This window comes from Streptococcus mitis (assembly GCF_047460035.1).
Classification (GTDB): domain Bacteria; phylum Bacillota; class Bacilli; order Lactobacillales; family Streptococcaceae; genus Streptococcus; species Streptococcus mitis_DW.
Window position 1 is genome coordinate 26,098 of record NZ_JASHHB010000013.1, and the last position, 18,177, is coordinate 44,274.

The following is an 18,177-nucleotide window of genomic DNA, read 5'->3' on the forward strand; positions in this document are numbered from 1 at the left end:
GTATCGCAAAAATGACTCATCGTATTCAATTTTGAGTAAAACTAGGAGGATCCCATGTCAACAGAACATATGGAAGAACTAAATGACCAGCAGATCGTTCGCCGTGAAAAAATGGCTGCACTCCGTGAACAAGGAATCGATCCTTTCGGAAAACGCTTTGAACGCACTGCAAATTCACAAGAATTAAAAGATAAATTTGCTGACCTCGATAAAGAACAATTACATGATAAAAACGAAACAGCTACTATCGCAGGACGCTTGGTAACCAAACGTGGTAAAGGTAAAGTAGGTTTTGCCCACCTTCAAGACCGCGAAGGGCAGATTCAAATCTACGTTCGTAAGGATGCTGTCGGTGAAGAAAACTACGAAATCTTCAAAAAAGCAGACCTTGGTGACTTCCTTGGTGTCGAAGGTGAAGTGATGCGTACAGATATGGGAGAACTCTCTATCAAAGCTACTCACATCACTCACTTGTCTAAAGCACTTCGCCCACTTCCTGAGAAATTCCACGGTTTGACAGACGTTGAAACAATTTACCGGAAACGTTACCTAGACTTAATTTCTAATCGCGAAAGCTTTGAACGCTTTGTCACTCGTTCAAAAATCATCTCTGAAATTCGTCGTTACCTTGATCAAAAAGGTTTCCTTGAAGTGGAAACACCTGTTCTTCACAACGAGGCTGGTGGTGCTGCTGCCCGTCCATTTATCACCCACCACAATGCCCAAAACATTGACATGGTACTTCGTATCGCGACTGAGCTTCACTTGAAACGCCTTATCGTCGGTGGTATGGAACGCGTCTATGAAATTGGCCGTATCTTCCGTAACGAAGGAATGGATGCTACTCATAACCCTGAATTTACTTCTATCGAAGTTTACCAAGCTTATGCAGACTTCCAAGACATCATGGACTTGACCGAAGGTATTATCCAACACGCTGCTAAATCAGTCAAAGGTGATGGTCCAGTCGACTATCAAGGTACTGAAATCAAGATCAACGAACCATTTAAACGTGTTCACATGGTGGATGCTATCAAAGAAATTACTGGGGTAGATTTCTGGCAAGACATGACTTTGGAAGAAGCTAAAGCTATCGCTGCTGAGAAGAAAGTTCCTGTTGAGAAACACTACACTGAAGTTGGTCACATCATCAATGCCTTCTTTGAAGAGTTTGTTGAAGAAACCTTAATCCAACCAACCTTTGTCTATGGACATCCAGTAGCTGTATCTCCACTTGCTAAGAAGAATCCTGAAGACGAACGCTTTACTGACCGTTTCGAGCTCTTCATCATGACTAAGGAGTACGGTAATGCCTTTACTGAGTTGAACGATCCAATCGACCAACTTAGCCGTTTTGAAGCCCAAGCTAAAGCTAAAGAACTTGGTGACGATGAAGCGACAGGCATCGACTACGACTACATTGAAGCCCTTGAATACGGTATGCCTCCAACAGGTGGTTTGGGAATCGGTATCGATCGTCTCTGCATGCTACTCACTGATACAACTACTATACGTGATGTATTACTCTTCCCAGCAATGAAATAACCTCTTATCCTCTGGTACTTGCCAGAGGATTTTTCGATACAAAAAGAGACTGAGTAAAAACTCAATCTCTACTTTTCACTTCTTTGGTTGCTACATCTTCTCCAAACCATTTATGGCTAATCTCTTGGAACTTCCCTTCTTGGTAAAGTTGAACAAAAGCTTGGTTTAAAGCTTGTAGTAATCTTTTGTCAGCTGGTCTAACTCCGACTGCAAAGGATTCACTTTCAAATCCAGCCGAAAAGACATTGTAGTCATTTAATATCCCCTCAGACTGAAGATAGTAATTAGCATACACTCGGTCAATCAACAAGGCATCAATTCGATCATTCTTCAAATCAATCAAGGCTTCATTGAAACTCTGATATTGATTGGCTTTCTGGTCTTTAACACGATTTTTCAATAAATCTGGCTGCGCTTCAAAGTCTAGATAACCAGAGGATCCTGCTTGGGCTCCCAAGGTCTTATCCTTCATATCCTCTACTGAATGGATCTGCTGGTTTTTCTTCGCAACCAGAACTTGCTGATTTTCCATGTATGGAATGCTAAAAGCAACCTTCTCTCGGCGTTCATCAGTGGCAGAATACCCATTCCAGATGGCATCAATAGTTCCATTTTGCAGTTCCGTCTCCTTCATATCCCAGTCAATTGGCTGAAATTGAACCTTAAAACCTAATTTTTCTGAGACAGCTTGTGCTAAGTCAATATCAAAGCCTGTATACTGTCCATTCTTTTCTTCAAATCCCATAGGTACAAAGGTATTGTCAAAACCAATAGTAATGGTCCCCTGCTCTTGATATTTATCCCAGTTATCCTGCTTTGGATCGCTAGCCTTCTGAGTACAAGCCGTTAAAAAGAGAGTCAGGATAGAAACCAATACTAAAGCAATTTTCTTATTAGTCATTGGCACCTCCTACTTGGGCTCAACCTTGAGAATCTGATCTGCGATATTTTCAGCGAATTGTAAATCGTGGGTAACCACAATCTGCGTCATCCCAAGTTCCCTATTTTGCAAGATTAGTTTTTCCACTTCCAAGCGCAATTCTGGATCCAGGGCAGAAGTCGGCTCATCATAACCTATGATTTCTGGGTCAATCATCATAGCACGCGCCAAGGCTACCCGTTGCTTTTGCCCACCTGATAGTGAGAATGGATAGGCGTCTGCGTGCCCTGACAGTCCTAACTGTTCCAGGAGTCCACGCGCCTTCTTCTCAGCTTCTTCCTGCTTCATTCCCATTGTTTTTACGGGCGATAAGGTCAAATTGTCTAGAACTGATAAATGAGGAAAAAGTTGAAAATCTTGGAATACAAATCCCAGTAGATTGCGCTTCTCCAATTCATCCAGTTCTAAAGGTTCTCCATTATAAAAGATTTGCCCTGAATCAATAGTTTCCAGACCTGCAAGCATGCGCAAGAGGGTTGTCTTACCTCCACCAGAAGGTCCTACGATAGCCAGGATTTGCTTTTCAGGAATGTTTAGACTGAAATTAGATAAAATTTGCTTTTCACCAAAGCCTTTATTGATATTTCGTAATTCTAACATGGCAACCTCCTATCTATAGTAACTGTACTTCTTCTCAACTTTTTTGGCAAGAATGGTCACAATACCAATCAAAATCAAGTAAATGGCTCCTGCCAAGAACATAGGAACCAGGCTAGCATCACGGTTGGCAGCTGTGCGACTAGCCAAGATAAGATCTGAAATTCCTAGAGCATAGACTAGAGAGGTATCCTTGACCAAACTCATGACTTCGTTAAATACACTAGGAAGAACAATCTTGGTCACCTGTGGTAAGATAATATAGCGCACTATGGCAAAAGGGCTAAACTTCAAGACCTTAGCAGCCTCATATTGCCCCTTAGGAATGGTATCAATCCCCCCACGAAAGATTTCAGCAAAGTAAGCCGCATAATTCAACACAAAGGCAATGATAGCCGCAGGAAGACGGTCCAAACGAATCCCAATACTTGGCAGCACATAATAGATAAAGATTAATTGCAAGAGCAAGGGTGTACCCCGCATAATCCAGATATAAATGTTAATCAGATGATGGAGGGGCTTCCAATGGACTTGCAAGGCAAAGGCAATCAAAACGCCCAAGGGAATAGAAAAAATCAAGACCAGTGCAAAAACCTGCAAAGTCATACTTGCACCGCTCAATAAACTTGGTAATATCTCAAACAAATAAGACATACTGCACCTCCTAAAAATAATTGTTCCTATTATAGCATAAATAAACAAAATAACCAAGAATTTTTGTAAAAAAATTCTCTTTGAAAAAGAAAAACTATATCTATCAAAAATGATTAGATACAGTTTTTAAAAATATATTCTTACAATCTCTCAAATAGTTCTTGCATTTGCACATCATCTGGAACCAGTTTTAAGTAAGCTTGCGCATTGACTTTTGCTTCCTCAAAGTAGCCCAGTTCACGCAAGAGATAGATATAGTGTTCTAGAAATTCTGGATTGTCTTTCAAATCTCCTGCCAACTCTTGGTAATGCTCATAGGCAGTATCCAAATCGTCCATCTCTTGATAAGAACGAGCAATCATCCACTTGGTCAAAAGATTCTCTGGCTCATTACTTTGTAAGGCTAGAATATCTTCATAACGCTCCTGCTCTAGATAAATAGTAGCTAGACGGAGTAAGATTTCTTCTGTATCCTCAGCGTCTGCTTTAGCAGTAAGGAGGTAGTTTTCTGCACTACTGGCATCATGCAATTCATAAGAGAATTGTGAAGCAGCTAGCAAGAGGCGAGTTTCAAAGGGATTTTTCTCTAAGCCTTGCTTAGCGATACGTAGGGCTTCTTGAACTTGATGTTCCTTATGTAAGGCCTGACTATAACCATATTCATAGCCTTCAAAGTCAGGAGAAATGGTATCAAGCTGCTTAAAATAGAGGACAGCTTTTTGGTATTCTTCTTGATCAAAGTAAAGACTGGCCAACTCAAAAGCTGTTAGGTCATCGTATTCTAACTCCAGGGCTTTTTCTAAAAACTCTGTAGCCGTTTCAAATTTCCCCAACTGTGCATAGGCAAAGCCAATTCGTTGATAGGTAGAAATACCCGTTTGTTCATAAATCGAGCGATTATCTAACTGGGCATAGCCTTGAATAGCTTCTTGGTAATTTTCCAACTCACTATCCAACTCTGCTAATCCCAATATCAAGAGAGGATCTTCTGAGTAAGTCAAGGCCTCCAATAATTTCTCACGCGCCACATCTGTCAAACCTTCCAACTGGTATAGGTCTGCCTTCAGAGCCAAAGCAGAAACATACCAGTCACTGTCAGCTTGAATTTCCTCAAGATAAGCAAAGGCTTCTTCGATTTGACCATCCTCGCTAGCAATAGCTGCCAGATTGAGATTAACCTCTGGAAAATCCTCTATGATTTTCAGGTAAATTTCCTTTGCCTGAGGATAAAAACCAATCCCTTCTAGATAGGTGGCTAACTCATACAGAAGGTCATTTGGATCATTTTCTAAAGCTTTGACGAAATAGTGCTCAGCCTTGGTTAAATCTTGCTCTTCCAAAGCCTGTAACATCTGTTGACTATTGTTCACTCTTAGCTTCCTCTCCTTCTAGTTCATATAGGCCACTGACTACCTTATACCATTCAAAAATCGCTGAAATGACAACCTTAGCAGAGGCATAAACTGGAATACCGAGCAAGACTCCCCAGATACCAAACATGGATCCTGAAGTTAACAAAACAAAGAGAACATTAATGGGATGGATGTTTAATTGACTTCCCAAAATCAATGGAGAGACAAAACGACCTTCAATAGTTTGTTCTACGATAAAGACAATTACTACTTTCAAAAGCATGACTGGCCCAGCAATCAAGCCCAATACTAGGGCAGGAAGCATGGCTAAGAAGCTGCCTAAATAAGGAACCAGATTTAAAATACCAGCAGTAACCCCCAACGTAACTGCATAGCGTAGACCAATAATCTTGAAGAAAATCATAAACATTACCGCTACAATAATAGCCACTGTTACTTGCCCTCTAACATAATTGGACAACTGCTGGTTCACATCTGATAAAACTTGTCCAACAGGTTCTTTCAATTTCGTTGGCATGAATTGGGTCAAATAGTGACGTAGGCCTTTTCCATCACGTAAGAGATAAAAGAGCATGAACGGAACGATAATCAAGGCAACAATCACTTGAGAAGCCCCGCTAATAAAGGCGCTCACCCAGTTGACTGCTTGAGATGAAACCTTACTTGCCCAAACTGTAGCCTGACTTGAAAAGTTTGTCAAAACTTGTTCTAGCTGAGGCCTGAAATCATCTGGTAAACGCTTGGTGACCAAATCATCAATAACTCTATCAGCATCTTCAAGGTAGACTGGAACATTCCTTGCAAAACTTAAAACCTGACGTTGCAGATTTGGAATAGCTACTGCCAAACCCCAAATGATAAAGAGAGCGATGATGACAAAGACAATACTAATCGCTATAACACGATTGATTTTGTGTTTCTCCATCCAATCAACTATAGGATTTAACAAATAGTATAGTAAACCAGATAGAATGACTGGCAACATCACGACTGCCAAAAAGTCTAAAACAGGTGAAAATAAGAAACTAATCTTACTTAAAATAAACAGATTGAGTCCCAATAATAAGGTTACCAAAAATACCGTAATTGCCTTGTTATCCAAAAACCACTTGAAAAACCAAGATAAGCTAAAATGTTTCTCTTTTTGCTCCATAAATACTTCCTTTCTATTGTTCTCCCATTATACCATTTTTAAATCAAAATAACTCTTTTTTAAAGTGCTTACATGGAGACATCGACATAAAAAATCCCCTCAAAAGAGGAGATTTGATTAGTCTTGAATATGACGGTCTAAGTTCTTCTGATAATCAGCATTGGATTTGGCTTTTTCATCAGCAAATTTCTTGCGGAACTCATCCATTTCTTTAGAAGTGACAATCTTATCTTGGAGTTTAAGATATTTATAACTGTTGTCGCCTGTTTTGTCACCAACCCAACCATCAGCACCACTGCCTAATACTTTCTTCGTTACAAGCATTTGGGCACCGTCTGAGTGTACAGGAATAACCAGAGCACTATCTGTTAACCAAGCTTGCGCCTTAGCATATTTAGAATAACGTTTTTGCAGATCTATTTTTTCACTATTTGCATCATCAATCAATCCTTTGTATTTATCCAATCCAACTGTTTTAATGACTGGATTGTCTGTTCCTGGTGCTACACCAAGAGAACTGAGGACACTTGGACCTGAAGTTGGATCAAATACATCTAGATAGGTTGATGGATCTGCATAATCCGGACTCCAACCACTATTAACATTAATGTCCCAATCAACATTATTATTTGATGTCGCTAGAACAGTCATGCTTCCCAATTCATCATCAGAAACTTGTTGAATATCAACAACTACATTTTCAGAGCCGATGGCTTCTTCAATTGATTGTTTATAAGACTGAGCTTGATGAATAAAATCTGTCTGAGTAGATGAAACTGGAAGATCTAAATGAATAGGAAACTGTACTCCATCAGCTTGAAGAGTTTTCTTAGCAGATTCAAACTTAGCCTTAGCCTTGTCTACATTATGAAGTGAATCTTGGGCATCATCAAGACTGACATCTTTCCAGACATTATCCAATTTATCCAATTCTGTCTTAGTAACTTGACCAAATGTTTGATCTCCTACTTGTACAAATGTTGGAGGAGTGAAACTTGTACGTAACTTACGAGGCGCTACTTCATCTCCAAACACCTGAGAAACAGCTGCTTTACGATCTGCAGCAAATGCCAAGGCTTGACGGAACTCTTTATTTAAAAGTGCTTTCTTAGTAGAGGTTTTTTCTGCATCACTTGTTTTAGCAGTATGATTGTATGACACACGATCAATATTAGTAGACATATAGAAGACGCCACCTCTTTGTTGACCATATACAATATTATCCTTGTACTTTTCTTTTAGACGTTCATAGTTGGCAGAGTTTTTAAAGAGTGGAGCTGCTGGATAATGTCCCTCATCAAAACCTCGTCCTAGGGAGTCTGCATCTTGACCATCAAAGAAGGATAACTTGATATCATCAATAAAGACATTCTGCTTATCCCAGTAGTTTTGGTTTTTGGTCATTTCGATAGAAGATTTCGAAGTAAGGCCCTTAAGAAGGAAAGCCCCATTGTAGAGAATGCTCGTTACATCAGTAGCCTTACCGAAATCATCTCCTTTAGAAGCCAAAAAATCTCCACTTACTGGAGCTAGAACTCCCATCGTTGTCTTAGAATTCCAGAAAGATTCTGGATGATTCAAAGTGTAAACAACAGTATAATCATCTGTTGCTTTTACACCTACTGTTGAGAAATCTGTTGTTTTCCCATTTACATAGTCATCCAATCCTTTGATAGAATCCTGTACGAGATAAAGAGCCTGTGATTTCTTATCTGCTGCATGTTTCAGACCAGTTACAAAGTCTTGAGCCTTGACTTCACCATACTCTTCCCCCTCATTTGTATACCATTTGACGCCCTGACGGATTTTATAGGTATAGGTTAAACCATCCTTAGAAACAGTCCAATCTTCTGCAACTGATGGAACTAAATTTCCATATTGATCATTTTCTAGTAATCCGTCAATAACATTACCTGTAATCTGTTTAGTGCTGACATTCCCAGAAACTGTATAATCCAAAGTAACAGGATCTGATGTAAACACATAAGCATAAGTCACTGGCTTAGTAGCATCCTTATTACCATTACCAGATGAACACGCTGCTAGAACGGCAGTAGACAAAACTGCAATTCCAGTCGCTAAAAAAACTCGTTTTTTCATAGTAAGGACTCCTTTAAACATTTTATGAATTCATTATAGCACTTTTAAGAAGAAAAGTAAGGAAAACAATCTCAATGTTATTATATTTTTTAAAAAAACAATCAATTATTTTTTTAAAGTGCTTACATCTAATTGGATGTCTTTAATTGGCTTGTTTTTGTGATATAATAGTCTTATCTTTACACAGAGGTATAGTAATGAAAGAAACTGTTTATTTTGGAACTTATACACGTCGGACTTCCCAAGGGATTTACAAGGCAGACTTTGATACAAAAACTGGTCAGCTTTCAAATCTAGAACTTTTTGCAACTGAACCAAGTCCGACCTACCTTGCCTTTGACCAGCATCAACATTTATACACTGTTGGTAGTCAAGACGATAAGGGAGGAATCGCTGCCTATCAAACTGACGGGACTTTATTAAATCATGTCGTTGAAGAAGGAGCTCCCCACTGTTATGTTGCCGTTGATGAAAAGCGTGATTTGGTTTACGCAGCCAACTACCACAAAGGACAAGTCCATGTTTATAAACGTCAGAAAGATGGTCATCTTCTACTTAGTGATGTTGATCAACACAGTGGCCAAGGTCCACATGAAAATCAAGCTTCTCCACATGTTCACTATACAGATTTAACACCTGACCACTATCTAGTGACCTGCGACTTAGGTACTGACCAAGTAATTACTTATGATCTTGATTCAGAAGGAAAATTATCTAAGCTCTATACCTATCATAGCCAGCCAGGAGCAGGTTCGCGTCACATCATTTTCCATAACCACTATAAAATCGCTTATCTGATTTGTGAACTCAATAGCACTATCGAGGTTCTAATCTACGATGGTGTTGGCGAATTTGAACGCATGCAGGTCATTTCAACTCTACCAGACGGTTATGAAGGCTTTAATGGTACTGCTGCTATTCGTCTCTCTAAAGATGGTAAATACCTATACGCTTCTAACCGTGGTCATGATTCTATCGCAGTTTATACAATCCTTGCGGACGGTAGCTTAGAGTTGTTAGAAATCGTTCCGACACATGGTCAGACTCCACGTGATTTTGATTTGACACCAGACCAAGAATTCCTCATTGCTGTCCATCAAGACTCTGACAATGCAACCGTCTTTAAACGTAATCCTGAAACTGGTCGTCTTGCAGAACTTTCCAACGACTTCCATGTTCCAGAAGCAGTCTGTATCAGTTTTGCATCTTAAGAAAACATAAAAAATGAACTTGGTAACTCAAGTTCATTTTTTCTTATAGTCTTTTTCCGACATTAATACGGTTAATAGCACGTTGAAGTGCAATCTTAGCACGACGTTCTTGGTCAATCAAGTGTTTGTCTTGTGCTTCTTCAATTTCACGCTCTGCTCGAAGTTTGGCACGTTCTGCACGACTAACATCGATATCACGAGCACGTTCTGCAGAATCAGCAACGATTGTGATGATATCATTGGCAATTTCAATAACGCCTCCGTTTACTGCAATCCAGTTCACGTGATCTTCATCATCAATACGTTTCACCTTTACTTCATCAACTGCTAAAACCGCAATCATATTTTCATGTCGTGGCAAGATCCCCATCTCACCATCCAGAGTTCGAACCGATACATAGCTGGCATGGTGATCATAGACGAGACCATCTGGTGTCACGATCTGGACAGTTAACTGAGCCATAGATCACCTCTTAAAATCCCATTTTTTCAGCTTTTGCAATCACATCTTCGATAGAACCTACACCACGGAAGGCATCTTCTGGTAACTGGTCATGTTTACCATCAAGGATTTCCTTAAAGCCACGAACAGTTTCAGCAACTGGAACATAAGAACCTGGCTGACCAGTAAATTGTTCCGCAACGTTGAAGTTTTGTGACAAGAAGAACTGGATACGACGGGCACGAGCAACCAAGGTCTTTTCTTCATCAGAAAGCTCATCCATACCAAGGATGGCAATGATATCTTGCAACTCATGGTAACGTTGAAGGACACGTTTTACTTCAGCAGCAACTGCATAGTGCTCTTCTCCAACGATTTCAGGTGCCAAGGCACGTGAGCTTGAAGCAAGTGGGTCAACGGCTGGGTAGATACCCAATTGTACCAACTTACGTTCCAAGTTAGTTGTTGAGTCTAAGTGAGCGAAGGCTGTTGCTGGTGCTGGATCAGTATAGTCATCCGCTGGCACATAGATAGCCTGGATAGAGGTTACAGACCCCTTCTTAGTTGATGTGATACGCTCTTGCAATTGACCCATTTCCGTAGCAAGTGTTGGTTGGTAACCAACGGCTGATGGCATACGACCCAAAAGGGCAGATACTTCTGAACCAGCCTGAGTGAAACGGAAGATATTATCGATAAAGAGAAGCACGTCTTGGCCTTCCACATCACGGAAGTATTCAGCGATTGTCAAACCAGTAAGGGCAACACGCATACGTGCTCCTGGTGGCTCATTCATCTGACCAAATACCATGGCTGTTTTCTCGATAACGCCTGATTCTTTCATTTCCCAGTAAAGGTCATTCCCCTCACGAGTACGTTCCCCAACACCGGTAAATACTGAAATACCACCGTGTTCTTGGGCAATGTTGTGAATCAATTCTTGGATTAAGACGGTTTTACCAACCCCGGCACCACCGAAAAGTCCAACCTTACCACCTTTTAGGTAAGGAGCAAGAAGATCGATAACCTTAATCCCTGTTTCAAGGATTTCAGAAGAGGTAGACAACTCATCAAAAGTTGGAGCTTTTTTATGAATTGGCTGACGCTCTGCATCTTCTGTAAAAGGAGCTTCCAAGTCAATGGTATCTCCCAAAACATTGAAGACACGTCCCAAAGTTTCTTTACCTACTGGTACAGAGATTGGACGACCTGTGTCCAATACTTCCATTCCACGAGTCAAACCATCTGTTGATTCCATGGCGATAGTACGGACCATACCATCTCCCAACTCCAAGGCTACTTCAAGGACGATTTTTGTTTTTCTTTCGTCATTTTTGTAGACGACAAGTGCATTGTTAATCTCAGGAAGTTTTTCCCCTGCTGCAAACAAGACGTCTACAACGGGACCGATAACCTGAGCAATTTTACCTGAACTCATCTCCTTCTCCTATTCTATATAAGATACTGTCGGTCCTAGCTTAACTAGGTCCTAAGTTCATTTTCATACGAGCTGGACTAGTGCCTATTCTAGGGCACTAGCTCCTGCTACGATTTCTGTAATTTCTTGTGTAATCGCCGCCTGTCTGGCACGGTTATACTGAATTGTCAAATCATTAATGACTTTCTTAGCATTATCTGTCGCTGTTTGCATGGCTGTCATACCAGCAGCATTTTCAGCTGTCTTGGCATCGATAATAGCACCGTAAATCATACTTTCTGCAAACTGAGGTAGCAACTGCTCCAAAATTTCTTCTCGGCTGGTTTCCAACTCAAAGGTCAAACTGTAACTGTCATCCGCTTCATTTGGATCCAAGTCAACAATCGGAAGCATTTGCTCCACACGCATTTGACTGGTTAGCGTATTGACATGGTGGTTATAGCAGACATAGAGTTCATCAAAAAGTTCATTTTGGTACATTTCAACAGTTTTTGAAATAATCTTACGAACTTCATCAAAGCTTGGTTGATCTGCCAAGCCACGTAGTTCATAAAGTGGTTGAATACCACGAGCTTTAAAGAAATCAGCTCCCATTCCACCAATACAGATCATTTCAAAACCTTTACCGTCTGGATGGTATTCTTCTTTCAGCTCCATAACGGCTTTCAAAATAGAAGAATTATAACCTCCAACCAAACCTCGGTCTGATGTAATGACGATATAGCCTGTCTTCTTAACTGGACGGCTAATCAACATCGGATTGGTTGAACTACCAGCTCCATTCCCATGAAGAATATCCGTCAAAAGTTTACGAACTTTCTGAGCATAAACTTGGAAGTTGCGAGCAGCTTCTTCAGAACGACCTAGCTTAGCAGCTGATACCATCTGCATGGCATTTGTGATTTGACTCGTATTTTTTGTTGAGGCGATTTTTGTTTTAATATCATTTAGAGATACTGCCATCTGACACCTCTATTCTTATTGGAAGCTGGTTTGATTGAGAAACTCTGTAATCGCAGCATCCAAGACTGCTTCTTCTGGCAAGTCTTTTGTATCACGAATGGTTTCCAAAATCTCTGGATGTTGAGCATCAAAGAAGGCATGGAACTCTTCCTCGAAACGAACAATATCATCTACTGGAACAGTATCCAAGAAACCATGTGTCAAAGCATAGAGAATGGTTACTTGTTTCTCAACAGGTAATGGTTTGTGAACAGGTTGTTTCAAGACTTCAACTGTACGACGTCCACGGTTCAACTTAGCCTGTGTTGCCGCATCCAAGTCAGAACCAAACTTAGTGAAGGCTTCCAACTCACGGTATGAAGCAAGGTCGATACGAAGTGTACCAGCAACCTTTTTCATGGCTTTGATTTGTGCAGAACCACCTACACGAGATACAGATGAACCCGCATCGATGGCTGGACGAATACCCGCATTGAAGAGACCATCACCAAGGAAGATTTGTCCATCAGTGATTGAAATCACGTTGGTTGCGATATAGGCAGAGATATCTCCTGCTTGTGTCTCGATAAATGGTAGGGCAGTAATTGATCCACCACCAAGTTCATCAGAAACTTTAGCTGAGCGCTCAAGCAAACGGCTGTGAAGGTAGAAAACATCCCCTGGGAAAGCTTCACGACCTGGAGGACGACGAAGCAAGAGTGACAGTTCACGATAAGCTACCGCTTGTTTTGATAAATCATCATAAACGATCAAAACATGCTTACCTTGGTACATAAATTCTTCCGCCATGGCAACCCCAGCATAAGGAGCTAGGAAAAGCAATGGAGATGGTTGTGAAGCAGAGGCTGTCACAACGATTGTGTAGTCCAAGGCACCGTACTGACGTAGTGTTTCTACTTGCGTACGAACTGTTGATTCTTTTTGTCCAATCGCTACGTAGATACAGATCATATCTTGACCTTTTTGGTTCAAGATTGTATCAATCGCAATGGTTGTTTTCCCTGTCTGACGGTCACCGATAATCAACTCACGTTGACCACGACCAATCGGTACAAGGGCGTCAATAGCTTTCAAACCAGTTTGCAATGGTTCTGATACAGACTTACGTTGCATAACACCAGGAGCTGGTGCTTCTACTGGACGAGTTTTATCAGTGTAGATTTCTCCAAGACCGTCAACTGGACGACCAAGCGGATCCACAACACGACCAATCAGACTTTCACCTACTGGGACTTCCATGATTTTCCCTGTACGGCGGATTGTATCGCCTTCACGGATATCTGTAAAGTCACCTAGGATGATAATACCAACGTCTGTTGACTCCAAGTTTTGAGCCATACCATAAGAGCCGTTTTCAAAAATCAACAACTCTCCACTCATGGCATTTTCAAGGCCGTGAGCACGCGCGATACCGTCCCCGATATAGGTTACAACACCTGTTTCAGTCACATCAAAATTGGGTTTGAAATTTTCAATTTGTTGCTTAATTAAAGCGCTGATTTCTTGTGCGTTAATTGCCAAAAGAACACCACTTTCTATTTCAAATTTTCTTTAACAACTTTAAGTTGTTGTTTAATACTCACATCAATTGTCTTGTGATTGGCAAAAATGACAAAACCACCAATAAGACTTTCATCGATTTGTTCTTTTACACTCCTTACTTTAAGAGACATTTTTTTCTCAATCAAAGGGAGCAAGCGACTCTTCTGTTCATCAGTTAAAGGATGAGCTGAAGTAATCGTCACTTCAAATCGATTTGTTTCTTTTTCAAGTCGGTTCAAGCAATCTACAAGAATATCATAAAAAAGATTTGCTCTGTGATTGTAGATAAGAACCTGGATAAAGTTTTGCAATAAAGGTGACACTGAATCTTGGAAGAAAGTAATTGTTTTTTCCTTGTCAGACTCGTCTACTGCCACTTTTTTTAAAAAAGAAGGTAAGGCTGTTTCTTCAGCAACTTGCTTGATTTGAGCTAAGTCTGAAAAGATACGGTCTTCTTCTCCTTTTTCTATAACCAATTGGACAAAAGGCATGCTGTATTTTTCAATTACCTTTACTGTTTTCTTGTCCATTAAGCTTCTCCTAACTGATCGATATACTGATCAATAAGTTCTTTATGGGCATGACCGTCAAGGTTTTGTGAGATGATTTTACCAGCCAAGCTGATTGTCAAATCTGCTACCTCACCCTTAACGCTTTGTAAAGCTTCAGCTTTATTTTGAGCAATTTCTTGGTTCGCTTTTTCTTTCAAGCGTCCTGCTTCTAGCTTAGCATCTGCTAAAATACTAGCTTTACTTTTCTCAGCTGTTTCTTTCGCATTCTCGATGATTGTCTTAGCTTCTTTACGGCTACCAGCCAATTCATCTTCGCGTTTTTGAGCCAATACTTCTGCTTTTTGACGTGCTTGTTCAGCTCCGTCAATATCTGCTGCAATTTTTTCTGCTCTTTGTTCGAAAATGCTAGCCAAATTTGACCAAGCATATTTCTTAACCAAGACTAGCAAGAGAATAAAGGAACCAGCGATTAGTATAAAATCACCAAGTAATTCACCTACTGTTACATTCATAAACTACTCCTTTCTATTCTTCATCATTAATTTTATTTCCTAGGTACATTGAAGATAACAATGTAAATACATATGCTTGTACACAAGAAATAAAAACAGAAAATGCAGTCCAGATTAGATTTGTTCCAAAAGCAATAGGATACCAATAGAAGGCCTGATGAGAAAGTAGGACTAACATACTTGCCATCACTTCCCCTGCAAAGATATTACCAAAGACCCGCAATGCAAGTGAAAGGAGATTGGTAACTTCCTCCAAGAGATTCATTGGTGTCATAAAACCTGGTGTTACAAATGCTTTTAAATACTTTTTGATTCCACGACGACGAATTCCTTCTACGTGTGTCATTAAGATAATTGTAAAAGACAAGACCAAGTCAAATGACAAATTTGCTGTTGGTGAGGTCCAAAGATTTACACCATCTGTAGTCTGAATTCTAGCCATTAAGCCAATATTATTTGCAATGGCCATAAATAGGAATAAACAGAAATAAAAGAGAGAATAATCCTTTATCATTGGACCAAGGTTTGATTTTGTAAATCCAACGACAAAATCAAATAAATACTCCAATACATTTTGTTTTCCTGTGGGTCTCAAAGTCATATTTCGAGTTGCCCAATAAATAAAGCCAAAAATAAGTGCTACAGTCAACAAAGTCAAAACTACTATGGTTAAATTAAAGGTAACAGGACCAATATTGATGGTTGGATTAATACTTTCTTCCATCTAAAATCCTCCCTTTTTCAATTTATACTTCTTTTATTTGATGATAAATGAAAAGACAAGAGTAACGAAGAAAGTACCTTCAATAAAGGCAACCCCTAGGATCATCAAACTACGTAGTTCTGAGATGATATCTGGTTGGCGAGCAACTGATTTCAACAAACCGTTCATCAACATACCTTCACCAAGAGATACACCCATACAGGCAAGACATAGACCGAAAAATGTTAAATTCATGACGAATTCTCCTTTTAATTAAAATTTACTTACTTAGTTTAGTCCTAAAAATTGGATTTGTCAACTTTTTACTTACGTTGAAAGCGTTTAATGAAAATTATTTACAATTTTACTATTTTTAAGTCTATTATATAGAAAACTTTGGAAAAAACTTGTAACAAATCCCTCCATTATCTAGGTCTTTCTGAAAAATAATGAAAAATCCGAGATGAAATCTCGGATGGAAATTAATATATTTTCTTTAACCTAATGCTCTTTAGTAAGTAGGATTAAAGGGAAAGCAACTAGAAAGCTTTCGTCTCCTGCACGCTTATTAAGCACGAACTGTGACGCTGGTGCCATCTTCCTTATAAAGATTGATAAGTCCTTCTTTGAGAGCTCGAACCATATCTCCTGCTTGAACAGGTTGTGGGACTTTGATTGTCAAGAGTTCCATTGGATTTGGAGCGCGGTCGATTTTATTGCCTTTGGCATCATGCAAATCTTCAATATAAGTTTCAAAATGACGGAAACCTGGGCCATAAAACTCAACTTGATCACCTTCGTTAATGACGTTCCGTTGGCGAATAGTCGCTGTTTGTGTCGCATCATCATAAGAAACGACTTCAGCAACAAACTTATACTCAGGAATTTTACGACGAGCACCAAATAACTGCTCATTTTCAGATGGTGTACCATAGTAGAAACCTGTTGCTAATTCACGTTGGGCAACCTTCCACATCTCATCAATCAAGTCTTGCTTGATAGCTTCAAATTTTTCTGGACTTTCTAGATAAGCATCAACAGCCGCCTTGTAGCAGTTGGTTACTGTTGATACGTAGTGAATAGACTTCATACGTCCTTCGATTTTTAGACTGTCCACACCATTTTCAATCATATCTGGGATATGGTCAATCATAGACATATCAACGGCTGACATTGAAAATTCTTCTGGAATCTCACCTTTCAAGCTCTTGCGTTCTTGACCAAATGGCATATCGTAAAGGTCATACTTCCAACGGCAAGATTGAGAGCAACCACCTCGGTTGGCATCACGCATACTCATGTGATTAGAAAGTGTACAACGACCAGAGTAAGAGATACACATAGCTCCGTGGACAAAGGCTTCAATCTCAACATCTGTACGTTTGCGAATTTCAGCTAATTCTTCCATTGAAACCTCACGCGCCAAAACAACACGAGTTAAGCCCAGTTCCTTCCAAAACTCAAGAGTTTCATAGTTAGTCGCACTGGCTTGAGTTGAAAGGTGAATTTCAAGGCCTGGTGCTTCAGTCGCTGCAATCATAATCAAGGCTGGGTCAGACACGATAACTGCCGCGATTCCGATATCACGTAGTTTACGGAACCACTCACCAGCACCAGCTTCATTTCCTTCGTGCATAACCATGTTGGCAGCTACATAGACCTTAGCTCCATACTTAGCCGCAAACTGGACACCTTCTTCCATCTGTTCAAAGGTAAAGTTTCCGGCACGGCTACGAAGACCATAGGCCTGACCACCGATAAAGACAGCATCTGCTCCATACTGAACAGCTACCTTTAGCTTCTCTAAAGTCCCTGCAGGTGATAAAACCTCAGGACGTTTTAATGTTTTTGTCATGTTTTCTCCTATTTGCAATATAAAAGTTTGACGTTTTTCCTTCTCATTTTATAGTAAATAAGTCATAAAATCAAGCCTAGACAGATTGTTTTGACAATTCTAATCTTTTAGATTATTAAAGCAAAAAGATTGTCAAAGAGAAAAAGCCCACAGATGTGAGCCCTTTTCTAATATAGGTTAGAAAAAACTATTTCTACACTTCTTTTTTCTTGTGTGCAAGAAATCCAAATCCACTCAAAACTCCTAGAAGTCCTAAGACTACAAGATTAGCATGATCTTCCGTACCTGTATTAGGCAATTCCTCTCTCTTACTTGCTACAGAAGTCGGAATTTGTGAAGTTTCTTTTGTCGATTGTTCAGTTGGTGTCTTTGATTTTGGTGCTTCAACTTTTGGTACCTCAACCTTTGGTGTTTCAACTTTTGGCGTTTCAACCTTTGGTGACTCAACTTTTGGTGTTTCAACTTTTGGCGTTTCAACTTTTGGCGTTTCAACCTTTGGTGACTCAACCTTTGGTTTCGTACCTACTATAATAACTTCTTCTACTGCTTCTTCAGTAATCGTGGTTGGTTCGTTCGGTGTTAATGCACCTGTATTAGGATTCAAGATATAAGTTGTCGTAGTAGTTGTTTTACCAGC

Annotated in this window: 18 protein-coding genes; 2 read left to right on the forward strand and 16 right to left on the reverse strand. The window is 39.9% G+C overall.

All coding sequences use genetic code 11. The features are described 5' to 3' along the window. Window positions 1-54: 54 nt before the first annotated feature. Window positions 55-1,545, forward strand: a complete 1,491-nt coding sequence (lysS, locus tag QM956_RS10020; RefSeq protein ID WP_414302488.1) for a lysine--tRNA ligase — start codon at window positions 55-57, stop codon at window positions 1,543-1,545. Between the two features lie 61 nt (window positions 1,546-1,606). On the opposite strand, the gene QM956_RS10025 is transcribed toward lysS, so the two are convergent. The 6 genes from QM956_RS10025 to QM956_RS10050 form a co-directional block, all read right to left on the reverse strand. Beyond that, window positions 1,607-2,446, reverse strand: a complete 840-nt coding sequence (locus tag QM956_RS10025) for an amino acid ABC transporter substrate-binding protein (protein WP_414302489.1) — start codon at window positions 2,444-2,446, stop codon at window positions 1,607-1,609. 9 nt (window positions 2,447-2,455) lie between these two features. Then, complete coding sequence (locus QM956_RS10030; protein ID WP_227325757.1) at window positions 2,456-3,085, reverse strand: amino acid ABC transporter ATP-binding protein; 630 nt, start codon at window positions 3,083-3,085, stop codon at window positions 2,456-2,458. Window positions 3,086-3,094: 9 nt separating this feature from the next. Further along, window positions 3,095-3,736 carry an amino acid ABC transporter permease gene (locus QM956_RS10035; protein WP_084886407.1) on the reverse strand — a complete coding sequence of 214 codons (642 nt, stop codon included), beginning with the start codon at window positions 3,734-3,736 and terminating at the stop codon, window positions 3,095-3,097. A gap of 140 nt (window positions 3,737-3,876) precedes the next feature. Then, a complete protein-coding gene (locus QM956_RS10040; RefSeq protein ID WP_414302490.1) occupies window positions 3,877-5,106 on the reverse strand; it encodes a tetratricopeptide repeat protein in 1,230 nt (409 codons plus the stop codon). After that, the gene (locus QM956_RS10045; RefSeq protein ID WP_261073997.1) at window positions 5,096-6,262 is read right to left on the reverse strand and encodes an AI-2E family transporter; all 1,167 of its coding nucleotides are present in this window, start codon (window positions 6,260-6,262) and stop codon (window positions 5,096-5,098) included. The genes QM956_RS10040 and QM956_RS10045 overlap by 11 nt, the downstream gene beginning before the upstream one ends. Window positions 6,263-6,379: 117 nt before the next feature. Next, a complete protein-coding gene (locus QM956_RS10050; protein WP_414302491.1) occupies window positions 6,380-8,362 on the reverse strand; it encodes a peptide ABC transporter substrate-binding protein in 1,983 nt (660 codons plus the stop codon). 197 nt (window positions 8,363-8,559) lie between these two features. Between QM956_RS10050 and QM956_RS10055 the strand changes: the two genes are divergently transcribed. After that, complete coding sequence (locus tag QM956_RS10055) at window positions 8,560-9,573, forward strand: lactonase family protein (RefSeq protein ID WP_261020606.1); 1,014 nt, start codon at window positions 8,560-8,562, stop codon at window positions 9,571-9,573. 43 nt (window positions 9,574-9,616) lie between these two features. Here QM956_RS10055 and QM956_RS10060 read toward each other — a convergent pair whose 3' ends face one another. The 10 genes from QM956_RS10060 to QM956_RS10105 form a co-directional block, all read right to left on the reverse strand. Continuing rightward, the gene (locus tag QM956_RS10060; protein ID WP_033681676.1) at window positions 9,617-10,036 is read right to left on the reverse strand and encodes a F0F1 ATP synthase subunit epsilon; all 420 of its coding nucleotides are present in this window, start codon (window positions 10,034-10,036) and stop codon (window positions 9,617-9,619) included. A 10-nt stretch (window positions 10,037-10,046) separates the two neighbouring features. Next, window positions 10,047-11,453 carry a F0F1 ATP synthase subunit beta gene (gene atpD / locus QM956_RS10065; protein WP_000094358.1) on the reverse strand — a complete coding sequence of 469 codons (1,407 nt, stop codon included), beginning with the start codon at window positions 11,451-11,453 and terminating at the stop codon, window positions 10,047-10,049. A gap of 84 nt (window positions 11,454-11,537) precedes the next feature. Further along, window positions 11,538-12,416 (reverse strand): F0F1 ATP synthase subunit gamma, encoded by an 879-nt coding sequence (locus QM956_RS10070; protein ID WP_000301224.1) that lies wholly within the window; start codon window positions 12,414-12,416, stop codon window positions 11,538-11,540. Between the two features lie 15 nt (window positions 12,417-12,431). Further along, the gene (gene atpA / locus QM956_RS10075) at window positions 12,432-13,937 is read right to left on the reverse strand and encodes a F0F1 ATP synthase subunit alpha (protein ID WP_000996632.1); all 1,506 of its coding nucleotides are present in this window, start codon (window positions 13,935-13,937) and stop codon (window positions 12,432-12,434) included. Window positions 13,938-13,951: 14 nt separating this feature from the next. After that, entirely contained in the window at window positions 13,952-14,488 is a 537-nt protein-coding gene (locus QM956_RS10080; protein ID WP_000359020.1) for a F0F1 ATP synthase subunit delta, read from the reverse strand. Then, a complete protein-coding gene (gene atpF, locus QM956_RS10085) occupies window positions 14,488-14,982 on the reverse strand; it encodes a F0F1 ATP synthase subunit B (protein ID WP_020902744.1) in 495 nt (164 codons plus the stop codon). Before atpF ends, QM956_RS10080 begins: the two co-directional genes overlap by 1 nt. A gap of 13 nt (window positions 14,983-14,995) precedes the next feature. Continuing rightward, a complete protein-coding gene (gene atpB, locus QM956_RS10090) occupies window positions 14,996-15,706 on the reverse strand; it encodes a F0F1 ATP synthase subunit A (protein WP_000392870.1) in 711 nt (236 codons plus the stop codon). 33 nt (window positions 15,707-15,739) lie between these two features. Further along, the gene (locus QM956_RS10095) at window positions 15,740-15,940 is read right to left on the reverse strand and encodes a F0F1 ATP synthase subunit C (protein ID WP_001054560.1); all 201 of its coding nucleotides are present in this window, start codon (window positions 15,938-15,940) and stop codon (window positions 15,740-15,742) included. A gap of 313 nt (window positions 15,941-16,253) precedes the next feature. Further along, complete coding sequence (locus QM956_RS10100; RefSeq protein WP_049535202.1) at window positions 16,254-17,540, reverse strand: peptidase U32 family protein; 1,287 nt, start codon at window positions 17,538-17,540, stop codon at window positions 16,254-16,256. 193 nt (window positions 17,541-17,733) lie between these two features. Then, window positions 17,734-18,177, reverse strand: a 444-nt coding sequence (locus QM956_RS10105) for an LPXTG cell wall anchor domain-containing protein (RefSeq protein ID WP_414302492.1), incomplete at its 5' end; no start/stop codon positions are given.

Bases quoted from the DNA above. Each gene is read 5' to 3' on its own strand.
- QM956_RS10030 (WP_227325757.1), bottom strand. From the start codon at position 3,085: ATGTTAGAATTACGAAATATCAATAAAGGCTTTGGTGAAAAGCAAATT.
- atpF (WP_020902744.1), bottom strand. From the start codon at position 14,982: ATGAATGTAACAGTAGGTGAATTACTTGGTGATTTTATACTAATCGCT.
- QM956_RS10045 (WP_261073997.1), bottom strand. From the start codon at position 6,262: ATGGAGCAAAAAGAGAAACATTTTAGCTTATCTTGGTTTTTCAAGTGG.
- QM956_RS10055 (WP_261020606.1), top strand. From the start codon at position 8,560: ATGAAAGAAACTGTTTATTTTGGAACTTATACACGTCGGACTTCCCAA.
- QM956_RS10060 (WP_033681676.1), bottom strand. From the start codon at position 10,036: ATGGCTCAGTTAACTGTCCAGATCGTGACACCAGATGGTCTCGTCTAT.
- atpD (WP_000094358.1), bottom strand. From the start codon at position 11,453: ATGAGTTCAGGTAAAATTGCTCAGGTTATCGGTCCCGTTGTAGACGTC.
- atpB (WP_000392870.1), bottom strand. From the start codon at position 15,706: ATGGAAGAAAGTATTAATCCAACCATCAATATTGGTCCTGTTACCTTT.
- QM956_RS10025 (WP_414302489.1), bottom strand. From the start codon at position 2,446: ATGACTAATAAGAAAATTGCTTTAGTATTGGTTTCTATCCTGACTCTC.
- QM956_RS10095 (WP_001054560.1), bottom strand. From the start codon at position 15,940: ATGAATTTAACATTTTTCGGTCTATGTCTTGCCTGTATGGGTGTATCT.
- QM956_RS10070 (WP_000301224.1), bottom strand. From the start codon at position 12,416: ATGGCAGTATCTCTAAATGATATTAAAACAAAAATCGCCTCAACAAAA.
- QM956_RS10035 (WP_084886407.1), bottom strand. From the start codon at position 3,736: ATGTCTTATTTGTTTGAGATATTACCAAGTTTATTGAGCGGTGCAAGT.
- lysS (WP_414302488.1), top strand. From the start codon at position 55: ATGTCAACAGAACATATGGAAGAACTAAATGACCAGCAGATCGTTCGC.
- QM956_RS10080 (WP_000359020.1), bottom strand. From the start codon at position 14,488: ATGGACAAGAAAACAGTAAAGGTAATTGAAAAATACAGCATGCCTTTT.
- QM956_RS10100 (WP_049535202.1), bottom strand. From the start codon at position 17,540: ATGACAAAAACATTAAAACGTCCTGAGGTTTTATCACCTGCAGGGACT.
- QM956_RS10050 (WP_414302491.1), bottom strand. From the start codon at position 8,362: ATGAAAAAACGAGTTTTTTTAGCGACTGGAATTGCAGTTTTGTCTACT.